This window comes from Nocardiopsis sp. RV163 (assembly GCF_001029525.1).
Classification (GTDB): domain Bacteria; phylum Actinomycetota; class Actinomycetes; order Streptosporangiales; family Streptosporangiaceae; genus Nocardiopsis; species Nocardiopsis dassonvillei.
Genome location: NZ_LEKI01000038.1, coordinates 1 through 21,912 on the forward strand (window position 1 = coordinate 1; position 21,912 = coordinate 21,912).

Below are 21,912 nucleotides of genomic sequence, written 5' to 3' on the forward strand. Positions count from 1 at the left end.
CCCGGGCCCCGGCACCGCCGCCGCGCCCGCCCGCGCCGCCTCCGGGCTGCCCCGGCGGCGGCGCGGCCAGACCCTGGCCGCGGCGCTGCGCGAGGAGCCCGACCAGCTCTCCGCGGCTCCGGCCGCGCCCGCGCCCGGCGGCGACCCCGGCACCAGGTTCGCGTCCTTCCACAACGCCCGCCAGCCACAACGAGCCGAAGAGTAGAGAAGAGAAACGGAGGGAGGGGCACGCGACCGGACCCGCGCGCGGCTGCCCCGCGACCCCGATGAACACCATGGACACCAGCCTCGACTGGCTTCTGGAGAACCTGCGCCACCGCACACCCGGCATCCGCCACGTCCTCGTGCTGTCCAGGGACGGACTCAGGATGTGCCACACCCGCGAACTGCACACCGACCGCGCCGACCAGCTCGCCGCCATCGCCGCGGGCATCCAGAGCCTGTCCCTGAGCGCCTCCGCCGAGTTCGGCGACCGCGGCGGCGCGGGCCAGGCCATGGCCGAGTTCGGCGGAGGCGTCCTGCTCATCATCCGCGCCGGGGAGGGCGCCCACCTGGCGGTGATCGCCGACGGGGACGCCGACGTCGGCGTGATCGGCCACAGCATGAACCAACTCGTCGAGCGGATCGGCTGCTTCCTGACGGCCGCCCCGCGCCGCGGCGAACGGACCAGCACGGGCGCCGAACAGAGGTGACCGACCACGACCCCCTCCCGGGAGAGGCCCCCGACCGCCTGTACACCGTGACCGGCGGGCGCTCCGACACGGACACCCGCGCCCTCGACCCGGTCGCCCTCGTCGTCGCCGAGTGCGCCCCCGCGCCCGGCATGCAGTCCGAGCACGCCGCGATCCTGCGCCTGTGCGAGTACCCGACCGCCGTGGTGGAGCTGTCCGCGGAGCTGCGGCTCCCCGTCAGCGTCGTGCGCATCCTCCTGTCGGACCTGCTGGACACGGGGCGGGTGACGGCCCGCCACCCGGTGGCCCCCGCCCGGCAGGAGGCCGGACACGACCCCGAGACCCTGAAGCAGGTGCTCCTTGCCCTCCAACGCCTCTGAACGGCCGGCCCAGCCGTGCCGGGCCCCGCTCGCCGCGACGGCCGACAACGCGCTCAAGATCGTCGTCGTCGGCGGGTTCGGCGTCGGCAAGACCACCCTGGTCGGCTCCGTCAGCGAGATGCGCCCGGTGAGCACCGAGGAGGTCATGACCCAGGCCAGCGCCGGGATCGACGACATCAGCGCCGTCCGCGACAAGCGCACCACCACAGCGGCCTTCGACTTCGGGCGCGTCACCGTGGACGAGCGGCGGGTGCTCTACCTCTTCGGCGCCCCCGGCCAGAAACGGTTCTGGTTCCTGTGGAACCAACTGTTCGAGGGCAGCCTGGGCGCGGTCGTGCTCGTGGACACCGACCGCGTCCAGGACTCCTGGTACGCCGTGGACCGGCTCGAACACCACCGCACGCCCTTCGTCGTCGCGGTGAACCGCTTCGGTCCCGGACCCGCCCTGCCCGAGGTGCGCCGCGCCCTGGACCTGTCCGAGCGGGTCCCCGTGGTGGACTGCGACGCCCGCAGCCGCGAGTCCAGCCGCGACGTCCTGATCACCCTCGTCCGGCACGTGTCCGGACCCGTGGCCGGGCACCCGTCCGCGCCCGCGCCGACCCAGGAGGAGACGACGTGAACCACACCCCGGGCCCGGAGGCCGCGACGCCGGCCGGCAGCGGCCCTCCGCCGCCCTCCCCGGACCACGCGGGCGCCGCCCGCTTCTACGGCCCCGACATCGCCCGCGACCCCGCCGGGCTCTACGAGGAGCTGCGCGGGCGCTACGGCCCGGTCGCGCCCGTGCTGCTCGACGGCGACGTTCCGGCGTGGCTCGTCATGGGCTACCGGGAACTGCACCACGTCACCAGCAGACCCGAGTGGTTCGCCCGCGACTGCCGCCGCTGGAACCAGTGGGACCGCGTCGGCGGCGACTGGCCGCTCCTGCCCTACGTGATGTGGACGCCCTCCGTCATGTTCGCGGAGGGGGCCGAGCACCAGCGGCGCGCGGGCGCGATCGGCGACGCCCTGGACGCCGTGGACCGCACCGACCTCAGGGCCCTGTGCCAGCGGGCCGCCGACACTCTCGTCGACGCCTTCCGCGCGCAGGGCGAGGCCGACCTGGTCTCGCAGTACGCCCACCACATCCCCGCGGTGGTGGTCGCCCGCCTCTACGGCCTGCCGGAGGCGGAGGTCCCGGCGCTGGTGCGCGACGTCGTGCTCTCGCTCGACGTCACCGCGGACGCGGGCGGCGCCCACCGGCGCCTGCACGCCCGTCTGGACGCCCTGGTCGCCGACCGCCGCGCCGCGCCGCGCGACGACGTGCCCTCGCGGTTGCTGCTGCACCCGGCGGGGCTGAGCGACGCCGAGGTGGTGGTCGACCTGCTGGTGGTCCTCGCCGCGGCCCAGGCTCCCACTGGCAACTGGATCGGCAACACCCTGCGCCTGATGCTGACCGACGACCAGTTCTCGCTCACCCTCCAGGGCGGGCGCAGCAGTGCGGGCGAGGCCCTCAACGAGGTGCTGTGGAAGAACACCCCCACGCAGAACTTCATCGGCCGGTGGGCCGTGCAGGCCTGTGAACTGGGCGGTCGCGGCATCCGGCGCGGCGACATGCTGGTGCTGGGGCTGTCGGCCGCCAACGCCGACCCCCGCCTGCACGCGGGGCTCCCCGACGTCCACGGAGGCAACCGCGCGCAGATGTCCTTCGGCCACGGCGAGCACGGGTGCCCCTTCCCGGCACCGGAGATCGCGGAGACGATCGCCCGCACGGCGGTGGAGAGCCTGCTGGACCGGCTGCCGGACGTGCGGCTGGCGGTGCCCCCGGAGCGGCTGGAGTGGCGGCCGTCGCTGTGGATGCGCGGACTGTTCGGGCTCCCGGCGCGCTTCACGCCGCAGCGGTAGGGGGCGGACGCGCCCCGCGGTGCCGGTCAGCCCCGGGAGGGGACCGGTGTGAACCGCAGCGGTAGCCGGGACAGCCCCCGGGTGAACACCCCGGTCTCCTCCAGGATGACCCCCTCGGCCAGACGTACGTCGGGCATGGCGTCCAGTAGCTGGTTGGTCGCCACCCGCACCTCCGCCTCGGCCAGCAGCGCGCCCACGCAGAAGTGGCGCCCCAGGGCGAAGGCCAGGTGCTCGGCAGCGGCGGAGAACGAGGTGGCGTCCCCGAGTTCGGCCCGGAGGATGTCGAAGGAGTCGGGGTCGGCGAAGCGGTCGCCGTCGCGGTTTGCCGAGCCGATCAGGCAGATGACGGTCGCCCCGGCGGGCACGGTCCCGCCGCCCAGTTCCACGTCGTGCGCGGGCTGGCGCATGATCATCTGCACGGGCGGGGTGTAGCGCAGCGTCTCGGCGAACGCGCGCGGGATCAGGCTCCGGTCCTCGCGCACCCGCGCGAGCTGCTCGGGGTGGGTGACCAGGTTGGCGAACATACTGGACACGGCCTTGTCGGTGGTCTCCCCGCCCGCGGCGAGCAGCAGGCTGCAGAAGGCCTTGACGTCCTCGTCGCTCATCCGGGTGCCGTCGACCTCGGCGGCGCACAGGGTGGAAAGCAGGTCCCCGCCCGGGTCCGCCCGCCGCTCGCGGATGATCGGCAGCATGTACGCGGCGAACTCCTCGCGGGTGCGCAGCCCCTCCTCGGCCACCCGCGGGTCCTGCGACAGGTTGCCCAGGAAGGCGATGATCGCGGTGTACCAGCGGTGGAACCGGTCGTGGTCGGCCCGTGCCAGCCCGAGAATGTCCGCGATGACGTTGACGGGGAAGCGGGTGGCGAACTGCGCGACCAGGTCCACCTCGCCCGTGTGCCGGAAGGCGTCGATCAGCTCAGCGCTGTTGCGCTCGATGACGGGCCAGAACCGCTTCCGCAGTTCACTGCCGCGGAAGGCCGGTGCCACCAGGGCGCGGCGCACCGCGTGCTCGCGCCCGTCCAACTGCAGGATGGTGCGACCGTGCACCGGTTCCAGCTGCCAGTCGTAGTTGCGGGTGGTGAAGGCCTCGTCCCGGAAGGCGCGCCGGACGTCCTCGTACCGGGAGACGACGTAGCTCCGGGTGGCCTCGTGCCAGAAAAGGGGAGCCCGCTCGCGCATGGTGCGGTAGGCGGGATAGGGATTGGCGAGGAATTCCGGGGAAAGGATGTCCGGAACCTCGGAAGTCGCGGTCATGACCGGTTCTCCTCACCGCTGGGGGCGGACGCGGGTCTCCACCGTAGGTTTCCCCGTCGCCAGAGTCCAGAGGGGAGAGTGTTTCTCGGGCCGAGAATATCGCGAGGTTTCGGAGCTCAATTCCTTTTATGAGAAATATGTCGCTTGTGTGACTTCGGGGGTCGCGGGAATCCCGTGCCGCCCCGGGTGCGGCGCCTTCCCGTTCATCGCGTCGCCGACTCCGGATCGGCGGGCTCCGTCCTCGTGGCGTCTTCGCGCCGGAGGAAGGCGCCCAGGAGGTCTCCGACGGGGCGGTCGGACTCCGACGGGTGGCGCAGGGCGACGGTGTGGTCGACGGTGTAGCGGTTGCGGCGGCCCACGCGGGTGCGAGTCAGATACCCGGCCGCCTCCAGGTCCGCGACGATGATCTGCACGGCCCGTTCGGTGATGCCGATCCCGGCGGCGACGTCCCGCAGCCGGACCTCCGGGTCGCGGGCGATCCACAGCAGCACCCGTGCGTGATTGGTCAGGAACGTCCAGTGGTCGCCACGCGCTGATGAGCTGTTCATGGGCCCCATTGTACGAAGCCTGTTTCGTATATCCACCGATTTAGGTGAAGTTTTATTTGCGAAAAAATTTTCGCGTAACGCTTGACGCATGTTGTGCTCGCGATGACGCTGGAGGAAACCACTCCCGTCCAGGAAGGCGGGCAGGAGCCGTGGTCCGACCGTTCTCCCGACCCGTACGCGACAGCGTCCACCGCCGCGCACGGGCGGGTCCGGTCCAGCAGGATGCGGCGGTCCTGCCGACCGCCTCTCGAAGAGGAGCCACCTCGCGATGAATGACCTGTCGTTCACCGTTCCGCTGTGGGTGTGGGCAGCGGTCACCACCGGTATCTGCGTGATGCTCGCCGTCGACCTGATCGCCCACCGCGACAACCACGTCATCGGCTTCAGGGAAGCGGCCGTCTGGAGCTCGATCTGGGTCGCCATCGGTCTGGGGTTCGGCCTGATCCTCCTGGCATGGCAGGGCGCTGAGGTGTCCTCCACCTACTACGCCGGCTACCTGATCGAGAAAGCCCTGTCGATCGACAACGTCTTCGTCTTCGCGCTGGTCTTCTCCTTCTTCGCCGTCCCCGACGCCTACCAGCACAAGGTTCTGTTCTGGGGCGTCCTCGGAGCGCTGATCGCGCGGCTGGTGTTCATCCTCGTCGGCGCCGAGCTGCTCCAGGTGTTCTTCTGGACGGCCTACCTGTTCGGCGCGTTCCTGATCTGGACCGCCTGGAAGATGGCGTTCACCAAGGACGAAGAGGTCCATCCGGACCGCAATCCGGTCGTGCGCCTGGTCAAGAAGCTCGTCCCCACGGACCCGAAGTTCCACGGCGACAGGTTCTTCGTCCGCGTCGACGGGCGCCGGGTCGCGACGCTGCTGTTCGTGGTCCTGGTCGCCGTCGAGGCCACCGATCTGGTCTTCGCGGTCGACTCCGTCGCCGCCGTCCTCGCGATCACCACCAACACCTTCCTGGTGTGGACGGCCAACGCCTTCGCGGTCCTGGGCCTGCGGAGTCTGTACTTCTGCCTCGCCGGACTCCTGCGCCGCTTCGCCTACCTCCACTACGGCCTCGCGGTCCTCCTCGCCTTCGCCGGCGTCAAACTCATCCTGTCCGAAACCCCGGTCGGCAAGCTCCCCATCCCCCTCACCCTCGGCGTCATCGTCGTCACCATCACCGTCTCCATCGCCTGGTCCCTGATCGCCACCAGAGGACGGCCGACCGACACCGACGAGCGGCGGGCCGGAACCGCAGAAGCGGACGCGGACAGCGGCGGAACGGCCTCCTCGCCCGACCAGCCCGCCGCCCCGCGCGCCACGCCCGACGAGGAAGCGCCGTGACCACGACCTCGGCCGAGCCCTGGGACGGGCTGGCCCCGCGCCGCCGGGGGACCGGGAATCCCCGGCCCCGCTGGGATAGCGTGACCGTGAACCCCACCCCTCAGCGACGAGGAGCACGTACACCGTGAACGTGGAACACAGGGACGTCGAGGTCAACGGAATCCGGCTGCACGTCGCCGAGCAGGGCAGCGGACCGCTCGTCCTGCTCCTGCACGGCTTCCCCGAGAGCTGGTACTCCTGGCGTCACCAGTTCGCCCCGCTGGCCGGGGCCGGGTACCGCGTGGTCGCCCCCGACCAGCGCGGTTACGCCCGCAGCGACCGGCCCGAGGCGGTGGACGCCTACACCCTGCCCCACCTGGTCGGCGACGTCGTCGCCCTCGTCTCCGCGCTGGGGGAGGAGAGCGCGGTCGTGGTCGGCCACGACTGGGGGGCGCCGGTGGCCTGGGCCACCGCCATGATGCGCCCCGACCTGGTCCGCGGCGTGGCGGGCCTGAGCGTTCCGCCCGTTCCGCCCGCCATGATGCCGTCTGTCTCGTCCTCGCGCGCCGTGTACGGCGACGGCTTCTACCAGGCCTACTTCCAGGAGCCGGGCGTCGCCGACGCCGAGCTGGCGGCCGACCCCGCCTCGACCCTGCGCCGCCTCCTGGTCGGGGCCTCCGGCGACGCCCCCTTCGACCAGCCCCGGCTGTGGATCGTGCCCGAGGGCGAGAGCGCGCTGGGCTCCCTGCCCGAACCGGCGGAGCTGCCCTCCTGGCTCACCGAGGAGGACCTGGCCGTTTTCACCGCCGACTACTCCGATCCCGACGCCTTCACCGGTCCGCTCAACTGGTACCGCAACATCGACCGCAACCAGGGGCTCATGTCGCCCTTCCAGGGGCGCGTCATCGACGTGCCCGCGCTGTACGTGGGTGGGGACAAGGACCTGGTCAGGGTCATGCGCGGCGTTCCCGAACTCCTGGAGAACCTGTCGCTGGTCGCACCGGGGCTGCACGCGGGCGTCACCCTGCCCGGCTGTGGCCACTGGACCCAGCAGGAGCGCCCCGAGGAGGTCAACGCTGCCCTGCTGGACTTCCTCGCAGCCGTCCACGAGGGCTGAGCCGCGCCCGTGCGCGCCGACGCCGGCGCGCACGGGCACGGTGGCGGTACCGGTGCGCCGCTCAGGCGCGCACCCCCTCGACGACGCTGGTCCCGTAGCTGGGCAGGACGCGGGTCAACTTCAGGCCGGCCTGCTCGAAGAGGTCGGCGAACTGCGTCCTGGTGCGCTGCTTGCCGTCGCAGTGGGCGAGCATGCTCAGGTCCATGAACTTGGCGGTCCGGGCGGGACCCGGGGCGTCGGGCACCACCACCTCCGCGAGCAGGACGCGCCCGTCGCGGGTCATCGCCTCGCGGCAGTGGGAGAGGATCCGCGCTGCGTCCCGGTCGCCCCAGTTGTGGATGACGTTCGACAGCAGGTAGGCGTCGCCCCCTTCGGGGACGAAGGAGAGGAAGTCCCCGCTGACGACGCGGCACCGCTCACGGACGCCCTCCAGCACCGGTCCGGCGTGGGCGACCACGTCGGACCGGTCGAAGAGCACGCCGTGCAGACCGGGATGGGCCGCCAGCACGATGGCCAGCAGCCTGCCCCGGCCGCCGCCCACGTCCACGAGGGTGTGGTGCGCGCCGAAGTCGTAGCTGCCCGCCACACCCCGGGTGAGCTGGGCGGAGATGTCGGTCATGCCCTCGTCGAAGACCGCCGCGGTCTCGGGGTGCTCGTCCAGGTAGGCCCACGCCGTCAGGCCGTGCACCTCCTCGAACACCGAGCGCCCGGTCCGCACCGCCCGGGCCAGGTGGGCCATGGTGGACCGCTCGGCCTGGCTGCCGACCCACCGGGCGTAGCCGCGCATGGAGTCGGCCGCGTCCCCGCGCAGGGCGCGGCCGAGCCCGGTCAGGGCGTAGTGCCGCCGGGGTCCCTCCTCGACCAGGTCGAGGTCGGCGCAGGCGCGCAGGAGGCGGTGGAGGGCGTCGGCGTCGGCGCCGACCCTCTCGGCGATCTCGTCGACGGGCAGGGGTTTGAAGGTCATGGCGTCGGCGACGCCGAGTTCGGCCGCCGCGCTCACGGCGGCCGCCACCCAGCTGGCGGTTATGAGCTCGAACAGTTTCGTGGCCGAAGGACTCGGGGGTGCGGATGCGGACATCGCGGTCCTTTCAGGTGGTGTCCCTCCGGGAGTGCGGAGAGGGCCGGCCGGATGCGCCTATGCGGCATCCAGGGAGCCGTATAACAGGGTAAACTACGGAGCGTGCCTAGAAAATCGCATACTGTGGACACAGGTTCGAGTGAGACGGATGCGAACCGGTGCCCCTCTCAGCGGTCATCACACGCCCTACAGACCCTGACCACCCGCCGTGCCGTACGCGCCTTCACCGACCGGCCGGTGGACGACTCCCTCCTCGCCCCCATGCTGGACGCCATGCTCGCCGCACCCTCGGCGTCCAACAAGCAGGCATGGGCCTTCGTCGCCGTCCGCGAGCGGCGGAGGCTGAGGCTGCTGCGCGCCTTCGCCCCCGGGATCATCGAACTCCCGCCCCTGGTCGTGGCGGCCTGCTTCGACCGCTCTCGCGCCGTGGGGGGCTCAGGCGGCTCCACGGATTCCAGGGACTCCTGGGACGAGGGCATGCTCTGCGTCGCGATGGCGGTGGAGAACCTCCTCCTGGCGGCGCACTGCCTGGGGCTCGGGGGGTGCCCGTCCGGGAGTTTTCGCGCCGGCCCCGTCCGCATGCTGCTGGGCCTGCCCGAGCACCTGGAACCCCTGCTCCTGGTTCCGATCGGGCACCCCGCCCGGCCGCTCGGACCCGCGCCCCGACGAGACCGGAACGAGGTGGTCAGCCATGAGCGATGGGGAACCTGACGTCCGACGGGTCGGCGAGGAGCTCCTCCTGCTCGCCGCCTACCTGCTCAGCAGCGGCCGAGGCCTGCTGGACGAGCCACGGCAGTACGGCACGTTCCGCTGCCTGGACGCCGCCCGGCGCGTCCTCGCCCTCGCGGCCGGGACCGGCCCCCACCATCCGGAGCTCGACGCCCTGCGCGGTCGCATGGACGACGTCATGTGCGGGCCGATGGGCGACCACGAACTGGACACCCTGCTCGACCAGCTGTGCGATCGGCTGGCATCCGTCCTGGAGGATCCCGATGTCATCCCCGACTGAGCCGGAGCCGCCCCCGGAGCCCCCGGACGACTTCGACGTCCTGCCCTTCACCGGTTCCTGCCGTCGAGTGTTCGAGCGCGGAGAGCACGCCCTCATCGGCATCAGCGCCGGGAACAGCTACTTCAGCCAGCAGCGGATCGCGCGGCTCCTGTGCTGGGCGCGGGGCCGTTTCGCCCGGGTCGACGTCCTCTACACCGACATGTACCTGGACGCCATGTACATGGCGTCCGGCAGCAGCAGGGAGCACGCCGCGGCCCGGGCGAACAGGACGCTCAGGGACGTGCGGCGGCGCATCCGGCGCGCGATGGAGTCGGCGGTCGCGGAGTCGGCCGCCGTGGCGGACGTGCGCGTCCTCCCCCTGTCGCAGTGCACGCGTCTGCCCGGCTACCGGGAGGTCGAGCGGCGCCTCGACCGGGAGTACGCCGCCGATCCCCGCATCCGCCGCTGCTGGGAGGAGCACGTACGCCGGATCGTGGGCGCCCAGCCGGACCCGGAGGGAGCCAGGCTCCGAGCCGGGCTGGCCTACCTGCGCGCCGAACTGCCCTTCCTGCTCAGCACCCCCGAGGTGCTGGAGGTGCCCTCCTCGGTCTCCTGCTACCACGACCTGTTGCCGATCCTGTCCACGCTGCGCGGCGTCACCTCCTGTTCCCACCCCGGACAGGGCCACGTGATCGTCCGCCCGGCCCGCGGGCGCCGTCCCTCCGCGGGGGCGGAGGCGCTGGCGTTCCCGTGACCGCCGTCCTGTGGCGCCCCGCCCGGGGCGCCACAGGACGGAGCGGCCGCGGTCGGAGCCCCGTCCCGGGTGGGACGGGGGCCGCTACGCGCGGCGCACGTCCATGACCGACTCCCCGTCCTCGACCCGGTGCACGGCGTGCAGCGCGAGGCCGGCCTCGGCGAACAGTTCCAGGTACTCCTCCGCCGTGCGCAGCGGGGCTCCGTAGAGCACGAGCATGTACAGGCTCATCGCCTGGATGAAGGGGGTGGCGCCCTCCCGCTGCGGCAGGTGCCCGACGATCAGCAGCCGGGACCGCTCACCCATCGCCGCGCGGACGTTGCGCAGGATCCGTACCGCCTCCGGCCGGGGCCAGTTCTGCATCACCCGTGCCATCAGGTAGACGTCCACCCCCGTCGGCACCCCGTCGAAGAAGCTGCCCCCCACCACGGCGCACCGGTCCGCCACGCCCCGCTCCCGCAGCAGCGGCCCGGCCCCGGACACCACGTGCGGAAGGTCGAACAGCACCCCCTCCATGCGCGGGTGGCGCCGCAGGAGGGCGGCCAGCATCGAGCCCTCTCCGCCGCCGAGGTCCGCCACGCGTTCGGCTCCGGACAGGTCCACGTTCTCCAGCAGGGTGTCGGCGGCCACGGACGTGACCATCGCCCTGCGGAACAGGGCCTCGGAGTCCCCCCGCTCCTGCTCCAGGTAGGCGAACAGCGGGCGGCCGGTGTGCACCTCGAAGGCCGTGCGGCCCGAACGCACCGCCTGTGACAGGCAGGTCCACGCCTGGAGGAAGGCGCCGTGCGTGCACATCCGGAAGAGGTCGTACAGGCCGCTGGGGTCCCCGGCGCGCAGGTGCCCGCCCGCCGCGGTCAGGGCGAACGATCCGGGCACGGGCTCCGAGAGCAGCCCGCTCACCGTCCCGGCCCGCAGCACCGCCGTCAGGGTCTGCTCGGGGACCCCGGTGCGGCGGACCAGGTCCGCCACCGGGCGCGGCCCGTCCGCCAAGTCCTCCACCACGTCCAGTTCCACTATCGCGACGACGGCGTGCATGAGCATCGCCGACGCCACCAGTCGGTTCAGCGGCAGGTCCGTGCGCTCCGCGCGTACAGCGGCCTCGTCCATCGCACCCACAGTCGGTCCTCCCCGGGGGACGTCGTCATCGGGGCCGGCACGGCCTCCCCTCCGGGGCGCCGCGCCGACCCATCAAGACTACGGGGAGTGCGCGGACGTGTTCTCGGGGTCGTGGAAAACGTAACCGGGCGTGAAGGAGCGGGGACCGCTGCGGCGACGGCCGGTGGCCGGGTCAGGCCGGGGCGGCGTCCTCGGCCCCGTAGGCGTGGACCAGGGCGGTGAGCACCTCGGAGCAGCCCGCGTCGACGGTGAGCGCGGCGACGTCGTCGGCTCGGGTGGCGCCCCGGTTGAGGACCACCACCGGCTTGCCCTGCTCGACGGCGCGCTTGACGTAGCGCCGTCCCGAGAAGACGGTCAGGGACGAACCGGCCACCAGCAGCGCCCGCGCGCCGTCCACCATCGCGTAGCCCTCCAGCACGCGCGCCTTGGGCACGTTCTCGCCGAAGTAGACGATGTCGGGCTTGAGCACGCCGCCGCAGCCCTCGCAGCCGGCCACGCGGAACCCCTCGGTGGAGGCCAGGACCGCGTCGGCGTCGGGGGCGATCTCCACGTCGGGGACCCCGTCGGCGAAGTCGGGGTTGAGCGCGCTCAGGCGCTCGGCCAGGCTCTCGCGGGAGGTCACGGCCGAGCAGGCCAGGCAGATGACGCGGTCGTAGCGGCCGTGCAGGTCGATCACCCGCCTGCTGCCCGCCGCCCCGTGCAGGGTGTCCACGTTCTGGGTGATGACGCCGGACAGGGCGCCGCCCGCCTCCAGCGCGGCCAGCGCGCGGTGGCCGTCGTTGGGGCGGGTCCGGTGCACGTGGCGCCAGCCCACGTGGTTGCGGGCCCAGTAGTGGCGTCGGAAGGCGGCGTCGCCGACGAACTGCTGGTAGGTCATGGGCTTGCGCGGGGGTGAGTCCGGGCCGCGGTAGTCCGGTATACCCGAGTCCGTGGACAGGCCCGCGCCGGTCAGCGCGACCACCGGGCCCGGGCCGAGGACCCCGCGCATCCGGGCCGCCAGGGCCGCCGGGTCGTCGAGCGTGTTCCTCACGCCTTCGAGGGTACGCGGCGTCCCGGCGGGCCGCCGCCGTGCCACCGGGTTCCGGCCGGGCGGCCGTTCACACGAGGTCGTTGACCCCCTCGTACCGGCTCCGGCGTGCTCGGCCGACGATCTCGTACTCCAGGAGCAGCAGACCGTTCGGCGTGGCCTCGTGCTGCGTCAGACGCAGGTCGAGGGGCGTGCCGTCGTCCGTCAGCAGGCGCCGGCCGCTTCGTATGACGGTGGGCGCGACCACCAGGCGGAGCACGTCGACCAGGCCCGCCGACAACAGTGAGTCGCCGAGCCGGGCGCTGCCGTGGATCTGGAGCTCTCGTCCCGGCCGGGACCTGAGTTCGCCGACCGTCCGGACCGGGTCGCCTCTGAGGACGGTCGTGGGGTGCCAGGTCCCCTCGGTGAGCGTGTTGGTCACGACGTACTTCGGCAGGGTGTTCATCCGTTCGGTGAACGGGTCCTCCGGGTCGGTGATCCGCGGCCAGTCGCGTGCGAACGCCTCGTAGGTCCGGCGTCCGAGCAGCAGCCCGTCGGCGAGGTCGAGCCAGTCCGAGGCGCGCTGGACGAACGTCGCGTCCATGTGGGGGACGAGCCACCCGCCGCGCGTGAAACCGCCGCTGGTGTCCTCCTCCGGGGAGCCGGGGCCCTGGCTGCTTCCATCGAGTGTGACGAATTCGGTGAGGGCGATCCTCATGGCGAGACCGTGCTTTCGGCGAGAGCGGTCAGTTGGTCGGCGACCGAACCCCATCCCTCGAAGAAGCCCAGCCTCTCGTGACGGGCGCGGTCCCGCGGGTCGCCGTGCCGGACGAGGACCCGGTAGCGCGTGCCCTCCGGGTGCTCGCCCAGGGTGATAGCGGCGGTCATCGCGACAGGCGCGGGGGCCGCGGGACGCCATCCGCCGTCGATCGCGTTGGTGAACACGATCCGTTCGGGTTCGTCGACGACGAGGAAGCACGCGTCCGTGTGCGGCAGGAACCCGGCGCCGTCGTCGCTCAGCCGGGTCACGAAAGCCCCTCCGGGCCTCGGCTCCAGTCGGTCCACACGGCAGCGGGACGGCGCCGGGACCCACCAGCGGGCGAGCTGGGAGGGGTCGGTCCAGGCGCGCCACACGGTCTGGCGCGGGGCGCGGATGACCCGCTCCAGGGTGAGGTCGAGGTCGGGGTCGATGTCGGAGCCGGGGTTCACGGCCTGTCCTCCCGGGGGTCGGTGACGAACTGTTCGAGTCGGTCGGTGCGCCCCTCCCAGATCCTGTGCTGCTCGGAGAGCCAGTCACTGACGAGGTCGAGCCGCTCGCGGTCGAGTACGCAGGTGCGCACACGGCCGGTCTTGACCGTGCGGATGAGTCCGTTCGACTCGAGTTTGCGTACGTGCTTCATGAAGGAGGGGAGGGTTATCGGGAACTCGCGGGCGAGATCGCCGACGGTGGAGGGTCCGCGGCCGAGGCGCCGGACGACGGCGCGTCGGGTCGGGTCGGCGAGGGTGACGAGGACCCCGTCGAGTTCCGCCGAATACTGTGCCATATGGCTAAGTATGGCAGTCCGCGATGGTTAGCTCAAGGGCTAAGTGTCGGGGTGTGCGCACGACGTCTGGAAGCGCGTTTTCGCCGACGGGAGACCGACACGCCCGGCTTCGCGCGGGGCACCGGCTCCGGAGCGCCCTGGCGGAGGACGACGTCCTCGCCGCCTTCGAGCAGAGCCCCTTCCCGACCGGGGCGGCGGCGAGCTGCACCGGCACCGGCCCATGGGGCCCGTCCCACGGCTCGCGGGTCCTTCACGGTCCCGTCCGCGTCCAGTTGACCGGCACGCGGCCTCGGCCGGGCGCGTAGGGACCGCCCGGCCCGCCGGATGCCGGGGCCGCGAGGCGCGTTCCGGGGGCTTCGGGGACCTCCTTCCGGCCGGAGCCCGGCAGGGCCCTAGGACGGCACAGGGCCCGGCGGACACCCGCAGGTGCCCGCCGGGCCCGGACGAACGGCCGCCCCGCCGTCCCGGTGCCGGGATCAGGCCAGGCAGACCAGCAGGTCGCCGCCCTCCACCTTCTGCACCCGGTCGATCGCCACCCGCGTGACCGTCCCCGGCACGGGCGCGGTGATCGCGGCCTCCATCTTCATCGCCTCGATGGTGGCCACCGTCGCACCGGCCTCCACCGCGTCGCCCTCGGCGACAGTCAGGGTCACCGCGCCCGCGAAGGGCGCCGCGACCTGCCCTGGGTCGTTGCGGTCCGCCTTCTCGGCGGTCCGCACCTGTGAGGCCAGGGCCCGGTCGCGGATCTGGAGCGGGCGCAGTTGGTCGTTGAGCGTCGCCATCACCGTGCGCACGCCGCGCTCGTCGGCCTCGCCCACCGCCTCCAGTTGGATGAGCAGCCGCACGCCCGGAGACAGGTCCACCGCGTACTCCTCGCCCGCGCGCAGGCCGTAGAAGAAGTCCGCGCTGGAGAGCACGCTGGTGTCGCCGTAGGCCGCCCGGTGCTCCTCGAACTCCCGCGTCGGGCCGGGGAAGAGCAGCCGGTTGAGCGTGGCCCGCCGGTCCCCGGCCAGCCCCGCGCGGTCCTGCTCGCTCAGCTCCTGGGCGGGCCGCGCCTCGGAACGCCCCTGGAGCGCCCGCGTGCGGAAGGGCTCGGGCCACCCGCCGGGCGGGACGCCCAGCTCACCGCGCAGGAACCCCACCACCGAGTCCGGGACGTCGAAGCGCCCGGGGTCGGCCTCGAAGGCGGCCGGGGAGACCCCGGCGCCGACCAGGTGCAGCGCCAGGTCGCCCACGACCTTGGAGGAGGGGGTGACCTTCACCAGGTGCCCGAGCATCCGGTCGGCGGCGCCGTACATCGCCTCGACCTCCTCGAAGTGCTCGCCCAGCCCCAGCGCGACCGCCTGCGTGCGCAGGTTGGAGAGCTGCCCGCCCGGGATCTCGTGGTGGTACACCCGGCCGGTGGGGGAGGACAGCCCGGCCTCGAAGGGCGCGTAGACCCGGCGCACCGACTCCCAGTACGGCTCCAGCTCGTTCACGGCGTCCAGGCTCAGGCCCGTGGCGTGCTCGGAGTGGTCGAAGGCGGCCACGATCGCCGACAGCGACGGCTGCGAGGTGGTGCCCGCCATCGACGCCACCGCGCCGTCCACGGCGTCCGCCCCGGCGTTGACCGCCGCCAGGTAGGTGGCCAGCTGCCCGCCCGGGGTGTCGTGGGTGTGCACGTGCACCGGCAGGTCGAACTCGCTGCGCAGCGCCGTGACCAGCTTCGCCGCGGCCGGAGCGCGCAGCAGGCCGGCCATGTCCTTGATCGCGAGCACGTGCGCGCCCGCCTCCACGATCCGCTCGGCGAGCTTGAGGTAGTAGTCCAGCGTGTAGAGCTTCTCGCCGGGGTCGGACAGGTCCGAGGTGTAGCACAGCGCCACCTCGGCCACCGAGGTCCCGGTCGCGCGCACGGCCTCGATGGCCGGGCGCATCTGCTCGACGTCGTTGAGCGCGTCGAAGATCCGGAAGACGTCCACGCCCGTCTCGGCGGCCTCGCGCACGAACGCGTCGGTCACCTCGGTGGGGTAGGGGGTGTAGCCCACGGTGTTGCGCCCGCGCAGCAGCATCTGGAGGCAGATGTTGGGCACCGCCTCGCGCAGCGCCGCCAGCCGCTCCCAGGGGTCCTCGGCCAGGAAGCGCAGCGCCACGTCGTAGGTGGCGCCGCCCCAGCACTCCAGGGACAGCAGCTCGGGCAGGGTGTGCGCGACCGCGGGAGCCGCGGCCAGCAGGTCGCGGGTGCGCACCCGCGTGGCCAGCAGCGACTGGTGGGCGTCGCGGAAGGTGGTGTCGGTGACGCCCAGGTTGGGCGACTCGCGCAGCCACCGCGCGAACCCCTCCGGGCCCAGCTCGGCCAGGCGCTGGCGCGAACCCGGGGGCGGCGGCCCGGCGGGCTCGGGCAGCGGCGGCAGCTTGGTGGCGGGGTCCACCATCTGGGGGCGCTCCCCGTGCGGCTTGTTCACCGTGACGTCGGCCAGGTAGGTGAGCAGTCGCGTGCCGCGGTCTGCGGAGGGCCGCGCGGTCAGCAGGTGCGGGCGCTCCTCGATGAAGGATGTGGTGATCCGCCCCGCCTGGAAGTCGGGGTCGTCCAGCACTGCCTGGAGGAAGGGGATGTTGGTGGCGATGCTGCGGATGCGGAACTCGGCCACGGCCCGGCGCGCCCGGCTGACCGCGGTGGCCAGGTCGCGCCCCCGGCAGGTGAGCTTGACCAGCAGCGAGTCGAAGTGCGGGCTGATCTCGGTGCCCGCCGCGGAGGTGCCGCCGTCCAGGCGGATGCCCGAGCCGCCGGGGGAGCGGTAGGCGCTGATGGTCCCGGTGTCGGGGCGGAAGCCGTTGGCGGGGTCCTCGGTGGTGATGCGGCATTGGAGCGCCGCGCCGCGCACGTAGACGCCCTCCTGGGAGATGCCCAGGTCGGACAGGGTCTCGCCGGAGGCGATCCGCAGTTGGGACTGCACCAGGTCCACGTCGGTGATCTCCTCGGTCACCGTGTGCTCGACCTGGATGCGCGGGTTCATCTCGATGAAGACGTGGCTGCCGTCCGCGCCGACCAGGAACTCGACCGTGCCCGCGTTGCGGTAGCCGATCCTGCGGGCGAAGCGCACCGCGTCCGCGCAGATGCGGTCGCGCAGGTCCGGGTCGAGGTTGGGTGCGGGGGCCAGTTCGATGACCTTCTGGTGGCGCCGCTGGAGTGAGCAGTCGCGCTCGTAGAGGTGCACGACGCCGCCCTCGCCGTCGGCGAGGATCTGCACCTCGATGTGGCGGGGGTCGACCACGGCGCGCTCAAGGAACACGGTGGCGTCGCCGAAGGCGGCGGAGGCCTCGCGCATGGCCGCCTCCACCGCCTCGCGCAGCCTCTCGGGCTCCTGGACGCGGCGCATGCCCCGCCCGCCCCCTCCGGCCACGGCCTTGACGAAGAGCGGGAAGCCGATCCGCTCCGCGGCGGCCACCAGGGCCTCCACGTCGTCGGAGGGCTCGCTGGACTCCAGGACGGGCACGCCCGCCTCCCGGGCGGCGGCCACGGCGCTGGCCTTGTTGCCGGTCAGTTCCAGCACGTCGGCGGGCGGGCCCACGAAGGTGATCCCGGCGCGCTCGCACGCGCGGGCCAGCTCCGGGTTCTCCGACAGGAAGCCGTAGCCGGGGTAGACGGCGTCGGCCCCGGCCCTGCGGGCGGCGCCCACGATCTCGTCCACGGACAGGTAGGCGCGTACCGGGTGGCCGGGTTCGCCGATCTGGTAGGCCTCGTCGGCCTTGAGCCGGTGCAGGGAGCCGCGGTCCTCGTGGGGGAAGACGGCGACGGTGCGGGCGCCCAACTCGTAACCGGCGCGCAGCGCGCGGATGGCGATCTCGCCCCGGTTGGCCACGAGCACTTTGCGGAACATGGCGCACTCCTCCTGGTCGGTCAGGCGTGTTGCCGGGGCGCAAGAACCGGCATCGTCGCCGGGGGCCCGCGGCCGGGTGGAACACCCGTACGTTAGCCAGAGGAGGGTTCGGCGGGGCCCACCGGGGCCGTCCTTCGCGCCGAGTACCCCTTCCGGCGGGCTTTTCCGGACGTCGGCGTGTCGCGCGGTGCGGGGGCGCGACGGGCCCCGGCGGGTGTTTCGGGCTGTTCGCGTGGCGCGTGGGAACGGAGGGACGACGAACTCGGGTACCCGCCCGGACGAGTGGACGCGGCCCCCGCGCGCCCGCTCCCGACCGCCCGCCGGTGCGGCCGGTCCGCGTGCGCCGGCGGCCCCGGGCACGGTGCGCCCAGCCCGGGGGCGGGCTCGCGTCAGACCCGGGGCGCCCCGTCCTCCGGGGCGTCCCCGCCGTCGTTCGCGTCCGGGGACCGCGCCGGGTAGGTGACGGTGCGGTCGGCGTGCACGACGGCCCCCGGCGTGAGCCGGGCGGCGTCCACGCGGTGGGCGGCCGTGATGTGGAGGACCTCGTGGCCGCGGGCGAGCAGGTGGTCGGCGATGACGCGCCGGTGGCACCGCCACCAGACCGCCTCCGAGCACATCACGGCGGCGCGGTGGTCCGCGCCCGCCTCGCGCAACCGGGTGAGCCCCGATCCGAACCCGGCGGAAAGCGCGTAGTCGGCGTAGTTGTGGAAGCTGCGGTTGCGCCAGAACCCGTTGACCCCGGGGTCCACGCCCTTGGCGGCCGGACGCCGTCCACCGAGTTCCGCGACGCGCGAGTAGAGTACGCCGACATTCCGCAGGGCCCCGGAAAGGGTGTCCTCGTCGAACTGCGGGTTCCGGCGCGAACCGGGCAGTCTGCGTACGTCGACCACCACTTGCACGTCGTTTTCGCGCAGCAGTGCGGCGAACTCCTCGAACGTGCGGTCGGAGTGGCCGACGGTGAGGAACGGCGGCGCCATCGCGGTCAGCTCTCGCCGGATATCCGGGTCAGGGCCCCGTCCTTGTGCGCTGCGACGTGGTCGGTCCTGTCGCTCCTGATCTCGTACTGCGGCTCCTCCTCGGAGGCGCGGCGCGTACGGCCCCTGAACTCGAAGTCGCCGGTGTGGACCCTCGTGATCGTGCCGGACACCCGTCCGGCCTCGGAGTTCCAGCTCACATGGTCACCCACGTCGAAACGGCGTGTCATCGCGTGCACCCTCTCCCCCGGCCGTGGCGCAACGGCACCTGACGGGACGGGCCCTCGCCTACCCCGGGCGGCCCCGGGGTATGCGGGCGGGCCCCCGGCGCCCGTCGGCGTCGGCGCGCGCTCCGCGGCGTGGTCTTCCGGCCGGACCCCGGACCGGACCCAGGGAAACCCCGGGCTAGTGTTCCCGTCATACGGGGTCGGTGGCGCGTCCGCACCGCTTCCGGCCGTCCGGGCGCCCGCCGCCGCGACGGCCGGGCCCCGCGCTCCGCAGAGAGAGGCGGACCACCGTTGCGCGACACGGTACGAGTACCCCCGTGGCTGAGGACGACCCTGTGGGCGACGCGGTGGCTGATCGCGCTCGTGGTCCACTTCGCGGTCCTGGTGGCCCTGCTGATGGCGTGGGGGACGGTCTTCCCGCGCCTGCACTACGGGACCATGGTGCTGACCATGGGCTCCGGGTTCGTCTACGCGCCCTTCCACCTCCTGGCCCTGGTCGTACCGCTGTGCGCGGCGGGCGAGTACATGGCCGACACGCGCGGCGGCAACCGGGTGGGGTGGTCGCTGCTGCTGGCGGTGGTGCCGCTGCTCCTCGGGGCCACGGTCCTGTACCTCCTCGTGCCCCTGGTATGGGTGGTCTACGTCATGTACTTCGCTTCCGGGATGCTGTTCAGCGTGACGGCCGTCTACTCGGCTCTGCCCAACCGCTCCGGCCGGGACGCGAGGGAGCGGGCGCAGGCCGCCGACGCCCGCCAGGGAGCCGGGACGCCGTAGTCTGTCCGTTCCAGATGTCCGTATATCGGGCGCCCCGGGAGGGTCGGGCCTCCAGGCGGCCGGAAGCACAGCGAGGGGCCGGGTTCGTTGACGACCGGTGAGGACGCGCGGATCGGCGCGCTCGAACGCCACGTCCGGGAGTTCTGGCAGGGCCACGTCGTGGAGCCCGCCACCTGGGAGGAGGGGCCCATCCTCGACCGGGTCCCGGACTTCGCCACCTACCGGGTGGCGCCCCGGAACGCGGGCGAGGGCTGGACCTACGTGACTGTCGGCTCGTCCGTCCACGAGGCGGAGGGCGGTACAGAGTTCTTCCTCGTGTCGCCGACCGCGGAGCGGGAGCACGCCGAGACCCTGGCCATGGTCAGCCACCTGCACTCCTTCGAGGAGTACAGGCTGGGCGTCGGCTCGGTGATCGACGTGGGCCGTCCGTGGACGCGGGGCTCGCGCATGGACCACCTGCTGGTGAGCCTGCCCTACCCCTACGGGCCCGCGCTGGAGCGGGCACCCGCAGAGGCCGGGGGAGCGAGGTTCCTGTGGCTGCTCCCCGTCCACCGGAGCGAGGCCGCCTTCGTCGCGGCCGAGTCGCTCGACGCCTTCGAGGAGGTCCTGGAAGCGGAGGGCGTCAACGTGCTGGACGCAGACCGGGCCCCGCTGGTGTGAGCCGCCCCCGCCCGCCGGGGTCAGCCGCGCGGGTCGGCGATCCCGCCGACCGGGCCCTCCACGCGGTAGTCGTCCAGCGCGGTGACCACGTACGCGGAACCGGACTCCCCGCCCCCCGCCTCGGCCTCCGCGGCGTCCTCGGCGGTGTGGCCGGAGTCCTCCAGCGAGGTCCCGCCGGTCAGGCCCACGAGGTTGTCGGACGAGAGCACGTCGCAGTACTCCTCCGGGTCGCCCGAGGCCGCCCGCGCCGCCTCCTGCGCGTCCAGACGGTAGACGGCGTAGAAGCGCGCCTCCTCCACCCGCTCCCACTCCACCGAGGTGTGCTCGTCCGCGACCTCGGCGGTAACGTCGTCCACCGGACCGGCCAGGGACTCGCCCCCGCGGTCCCCTCCGGCCAGGGGCGGCAGGGCGGGGGCGCCGTAGTGCTCGTCGGCCAGGTGCGCGTAGGCCTCCTCGGCCACGCCCGTCAGGGACTTGAAGGAGAAGTAGACGTCGCCGTCGACCTCGGGGTGGCCGGAGGAGTAGTCCAGTTGGCGGCTCAGCGCGTCCTCGTCGGTCCAGTCGCGGTCACCGACCCGGTACGCGCCCTGGCCGATGTACAGGTCCACGTCCGTGCCCTCGACCTGCTCGGCCCACCACGGCAGCAGCTCCTCGTAGTCGGCGGCGTCGAAGCCCCGCTCCCAGTACAGCTGCGGGACGACGTAGTCGACCATCCCCTCCCGGATCCAGGCGCGGGTGTCGGCGTGCTGGGCCCCGTAGGACTCCAGGCCCGAGGTGTCGGACCCGGCGGGGTCGTTCTCGGCGTTGCGCCAGATGCCGAACGGGGAGACGCCGAAGCGCACCCGGGGCTTGGCCTCCTCGACGCGCTCGTGCACGCCGCTGACGAACTCGTTGACGTTGTCGCGCCGCCAGTCCTCGCGGTCCTCGAAGCCGTCGCCGTGCTCCTCCCACGTCCGGTCGTCGTCGAACTCCTCGCCGTCCTTGGGGTAGGGGTAGAAGAAGTCGTCGAAGTGCACGCCGTCGATGTCGTAGCGCTCCACCACGTCCACGATCACGCGGGTCACCCACTCCTGGACCTCGGGCCTGCCGGGGTCGAGGAAGCCCTCGCCGCCGTAGCGAACCAGCCAGTCGGGGTGCTCCCTGACCGGGTGGTCCCCGGCCAGCTCCTCGATGTCTGAGTCCATGCCGACCCGGTAGGGGTTGAACCAGGCGTGCAGCTCCAGGCCGCGCTCGTGCGCCCCGGCCACCGCGTACTCCAGGGGGTCGTAGCCGGGGTCGCCGCCCTGCTCGCCGGTGAGGTACTTCGACCACGGCTCCAGGTCCGACTCGTAGACCGCGTCGGCGGTGGGCCGCACGTGCAGGAACACGGTGTTCAGGCCGAGGTCCACCGCCTCGTCCAGGCGCTGGTCCATCTCCGTCTTCTGGTCCTCGGCGGGCAGGCCCGGTTCGGAGGGCCAGTCGATGTTGCCGACCGTGGTCAGCCACGCCCCGCGCATCTGCCGCTTGCCCTGGGCGGCCTCGCATCCGGCCGAGCCGGGGCCGGGGAAGGAACCGGAAGGGGAGTGGGCGGCGCCGACGATGGCGTATCCGGAGATCATGAGCCCCGACGCGGCGGCCGCGGCCACCCACCGGGAGCGCCAGCGCGGTGAGAGGCCGGCTCGTCGTTCAGGGGTCAAGGAAACTCCTCTGAGCTGCGTTGACATCCGTTTGAGTCACGTCGGGCATCAGAGTAGGCGAAGAAGTAACGTTTTGGAAAAAGTGAACGGGTTCAGTGGTTTGAATCT

23 protein-coding genes and 1 pseudogene are annotated in these 21,912 nt (G+C 72.8%); 12 read left to right on the forward strand and 12 right to left on the reverse strand.

The annotated features are described in order from the left end of the window. The 5 genes and pseudogenes from ABD54_RS09570 to ABD54_RS09590 form a co-directional block, all read left to right on the forward strand. A pseudogene (locus tag ABD54_RS09570) lies at nt 1–205 on the forward strand (sensor histidine kinase); the annotation flags it as partial. A gap of 61 nt (nt 206–266) precedes the next feature. Beyond that, complete coding sequence (locus tag ABD54_RS09575) at nt 267–692, forward strand: roadblock/LC7 domain-containing protein (protein ID WP_047869088.1); 426 nt, start codon at nt 267–269, stop codon at nt 690–692. Next, nucleotides 689–1,051, forward strand: a complete 363-nt coding sequence (locus ABD54_RS09580; protein WP_047869089.1) for a DUF742 domain-containing protein — start codon at nt 689–691, stop codon at nt 1,049–1,051. The genes ABD54_RS09575 and ABD54_RS09580 overlap by 4 nt, the downstream gene beginning before the upstream one ends. Then, the gene (locus ABD54_RS09585; protein ID WP_047869090.1) at nt 1,032–1,670 is read left to right on the forward strand and encodes an ATP/GTP-binding protein; all 639 of its coding nucleotides are present in this window, start codon (nt 1,032–1,034) and stop codon (nt 1,668–1,670) included. Before ABD54_RS09580 ends, ABD54_RS09585 begins: the two co-directional genes overlap by 20 nt. Further along, complete coding sequence (locus ABD54_RS09590; RefSeq protein ID WP_047869091.1) at nt 1,667–2,932, forward strand: cytochrome P450; 1,266 nt, start codon at nt 1,667–1,669, stop codon at nt 2,930–2,932. The genes ABD54_RS09585 and ABD54_RS09590 overlap by 4 nt, the downstream gene beginning before the upstream one ends. Before the next feature lie 26 nt (nt 2,933–2,958). Here ABD54_RS09590 and ABD54_RS09595 read toward each other — a convergent pair whose 3' ends face one another. Beyond that, a complete protein-coding gene (locus tag ABD54_RS09595) occupies nt 2,959–4,185 on the reverse strand; it encodes a cytochrome P450 (RefSeq protein ID WP_047869092.1) in 1,227 nt (408 codons plus the stop codon). Between the two features lie 203 nt (nt 4,186–4,388). Further along, the gene (locus tag ABD54_RS09600; RefSeq protein ID WP_047869093.1) at nt 4,389–4,733 is read right to left on the reverse strand and encodes a helix-turn-helix domain-containing protein; all 345 of its coding nucleotides are present in this window, start codon (nt 4,731–4,733) and stop codon (nt 4,389–4,391) included. A gap of 268 nt (nt 4,734–5,001) precedes the next feature. Here ABD54_RS09600 and ABD54_RS09605 point away from each other — a divergent pair, with 268 nt between their 5' ends. Further along, complete coding sequence (locus ABD54_RS09605) at nt 5,002–6,054, forward strand: TerC family protein (protein ID WP_047869094.1); 1,053 nt, start codon at nt 5,002–5,004, stop codon at nt 6,052–6,054. Between the two features lie 124 nt (nt 6,055–6,178). Further along, the gene (locus ABD54_RS09610; protein ID WP_047869095.1) at nt 6,179–7,150 is read left to right on the forward strand and encodes an alpha/beta fold hydrolase; all 972 of its coding nucleotides are present in this window, start codon (nt 6,179–6,181) and stop codon (nt 7,148–7,150) included. 61 nt (nt 7,151–7,211) lie between these two features. Here ABD54_RS09610 and ABD54_RS09615 read toward each other — a convergent pair whose 3' ends face one another. Next, nucleotides 7,212–8,228 carry a methyltransferase gene (locus ABD54_RS09615; protein ID WP_047869096.1) on the reverse strand — a complete coding sequence of 339 codons (1,017 nt, stop codon included), beginning with the start codon at nt 8,226–8,228 and terminating at the stop codon, nt 7,212–7,214. Nucleotides 8,229–8,423: 195 nt separating this feature from the next. Between ABD54_RS09615 and ABD54_RS09620 the strand changes: the two genes are divergently transcribed. The 3 genes from ABD54_RS09620 to ABD54_RS09630 are packed head-to-tail and all read left to right on the forward strand — an operon-like array spanning nt 8,424 to nt 9,970. Further along, a complete protein-coding gene (locus tag ABD54_RS09620; RefSeq protein WP_082166760.1) occupies nt 8,424–8,939 on the forward strand; it encodes a nitroreductase family protein in 516 nt (171 codons plus the stop codon). After that, on the forward strand, nt 8,920–9,237 hold the full coding sequence (locus ABD54_RS09625) for a DUF6092 family protein (RefSeq protein WP_047869098.1): 318 nt from the start codon (nt 8,920–8,922) through the stop codon (nt 9,235–9,237). The genes ABD54_RS09620 and ABD54_RS09625 overlap by 20 nt, the downstream gene beginning before the upstream one ends. Then, nucleotides 9,221–9,970 (forward strand): tRNA-dependent cyclodipeptide synthase, encoded by a 750-nt coding sequence (locus ABD54_RS09630; RefSeq protein ID WP_047869099.1) that lies wholly within the window; start codon nt 9,221–9,223, stop codon nt 9,968–9,970. Before ABD54_RS09625 ends, ABD54_RS09630 begins: the two co-directional genes overlap by 17 nt. Before the next feature lie 84 nt (nt 9,971–10,054). On the opposite strand, the gene ABD54_RS09635 is transcribed toward ABD54_RS09630, so the two are convergent. From ABD54_RS09635 to ABD54_RS09670, 8 genes are all read right to left on the reverse strand, one after another. Continuing rightward, a complete protein-coding gene (locus ABD54_RS09635; RefSeq protein WP_047869100.1) occupies nt 10,055–11,077 on the reverse strand; it encodes a methyltransferase in 1,023 nt (340 codons plus the stop codon). Between the two features lie 181 nt (nt 11,078–11,258). Further along, entirely contained in the window at nt 11,259–12,116 is an 858-nt protein-coding gene (locus tag ABD54_RS09640; protein WP_082166758.1) for an NAD-dependent protein deacetylase, read from the reverse strand. Nucleotides 12,117–12,183: 67 nt separating this feature from the next. After that, on the reverse strand, nt 12,184–12,810 hold the full coding sequence (locus ABD54_RS09645; protein ID WP_047869101.1) for a dihydrofolate reductase family protein: 627 nt from the start codon (nt 12,808–12,810) through the stop codon (nt 12,184–12,186). After that, nucleotides 12,807–13,301, reverse strand: a complete 495-nt coding sequence (locus ABD54_RS09650) for an SRPBCC domain-containing protein (protein ID WP_235432018.1) — start codon at nt 13,299–13,301, stop codon at nt 12,807–12,809. The genes ABD54_RS09645 and ABD54_RS09650 overlap by 4 nt, the downstream gene beginning before the upstream one ends. After that, on the reverse strand, nt 13,298–13,636 hold the full coding sequence (locus ABD54_RS09655; RefSeq protein ID WP_047869102.1) for a helix-turn-helix transcriptional regulator: 339 nt from the start codon (nt 13,634–13,636) through the stop codon (nt 13,298–13,300). Before ABD54_RS09655 ends, ABD54_RS09650 begins: the two co-directional genes overlap by 4 nt. A 476-nt stretch (nt 13,637–14,112) precedes the next feature. Then, on the reverse strand, nt 14,113–17,493 hold the full coding sequence (locus tag ABD54_RS09660) for a pyruvate carboxylase (RefSeq protein WP_047869103.1): 3,381 nt from the start codon (nt 17,491–17,493) through the stop codon (nt 14,113–14,115). A 389-nt stretch (nt 17,494–17,882) separates the two neighbouring features. Beyond that, a complete protein-coding gene (locus tag ABD54_RS09665; RefSeq protein ID WP_047869104.1) occupies nt 17,883–18,470 on the reverse strand; it encodes a DUF488 family protein in 588 nt (195 codons plus the stop codon). Nucleotides 18,471–18,475: 5 nt separating this feature from the next. Continuing rightward, nucleotides 18,476–18,697 carry a DUF2945 domain-containing protein gene (locus ABD54_RS09670; RefSeq protein ID WP_047869105.1) on the reverse strand — a complete coding sequence of 74 codons (222 nt, stop codon included), beginning with the start codon at nt 18,695–18,697 and terminating at the stop codon, nt 18,476–18,478. 288 nt (nt 18,698–18,985) lie between these two features. Between ABD54_RS09670 and ABD54_RS09675 the strand changes: the two genes are divergently transcribed. Continuing rightward, the gene (locus ABD54_RS09675; protein ID WP_152692028.1) at nt 18,986–19,468 is read left to right on the forward strand and encodes a hypothetical protein; all 483 of its coding nucleotides are present in this window, start codon (nt 18,986–18,988) and stop codon (nt 19,466–19,468) included. An 87-nt stretch (nt 19,469–19,555) separates the two neighbouring features. Next, a complete protein-coding gene (locus ABD54_RS09680) occupies nt 19,556–20,128 on the forward strand; it encodes a suppressor of fused domain protein (protein ID WP_047869107.1) in 573 nt (190 codons plus the stop codon). A gap of 20 nt (nt 20,129–20,148) precedes the next feature. On the opposite strand, the gene ABD54_RS09685 is transcribed toward ABD54_RS09680, so the two are convergent. Continuing rightward, nucleotides 20,149–21,753, reverse strand: coding sequence for a glycoside hydrolase family 10 protein (locus ABD54_RS09685; RefSeq protein ID WP_047869108.1), 1,605 nt, complete (start codon nt 21,751–21,753; stop codon nt 20,149–20,151). Nucleotides 21,754–21,912: the final 159 nt, after the last annotated feature.

Coding starts and splice junctions, on each gene's coding strand:
- ABD54_RS09595 (WP_047869092.1), bottom strand. CDS start 4,185: ATGACCGCGACTTCCGAGGTTCCGGACATCCTTTCCCCGGAATTCCTC.
- ABD54_RS09600 (WP_047869093.1), bottom strand. CDS start 4,733: ATGAACAGCTCATCAGCGCGTGGCGACCACTGGACGTTCCTGACCAAT.
- ABD54_RS09615 (WP_047869096.1), bottom strand. CDS start 8,228: ATGTCCGCATCCGCACCCCCGAGTCCTTCGGCCACGAAACTGTTCGAG.
- ABD54_RS09665 (WP_047869104.1), bottom strand. CDS start 18,470: ATGGCGCCGCCGTTCCTCACCGTCGGCCACTCCGACCGCACGTTCGAG.
- ABD54_RS09655 (WP_047869102.1), bottom strand. CDS start 13,636: ATGGCACAGTATTCGGCGGAACTCGACGGGGTCCTCGTCACCCTCGCC.
- ABD54_RS09575 (WP_047869088.1), top strand. CDS start 267: ATGAACACCATGGACACCAGCCTCGACTGGCTTCTGGAGAACCTGCGC.
- ABD54_RS09660 (WP_047869103.1), bottom strand. CDS start 17,493: ATGTTCCGCAAAGTGCTCGTGGCCAACCGGGGCGAGATCGCCATCCGC.
- ABD54_RS09630 (WP_047869099.1), top strand. CDS start 9,221: ATGTCATCCCCGACTGAGCCGGAGCCGCCCCCGGAGCCCCCGGACGAC.
- ABD54_RS09625 (WP_047869098.1), top strand. CDS start 8,920: ATGAGCGATGGGGAACCTGACGTCCGACGGGTCGGCGAGGAGCTCCTC.
- ABD54_RS09645 (WP_047869101.1), bottom strand. CDS start 12,810: ATGAGGATCGCCCTCACCGAATTCGTCACACTCGATGGAAGCAGCCAG.
- ABD54_RS09635 (WP_047869100.1), bottom strand. CDS start 11,077: ATGGACGAGGCCGCTGTACGCGCGGAGCGCACGGACCTGCCGCTGAAC.
- ABD54_RS09670 (WP_047869105.1), bottom strand. CDS start 18,697: ATGACACGCCGTTTCGACGTGGGTGACCATGTGAGCTGGAACTCCGAG.
- ABD54_RS09605 (WP_047869094.1), top strand. CDS start 5,002: ATGAATGACCTGTCGTTCACCGTTCCGCTGTGGGTGTGGGCAGCGGTC.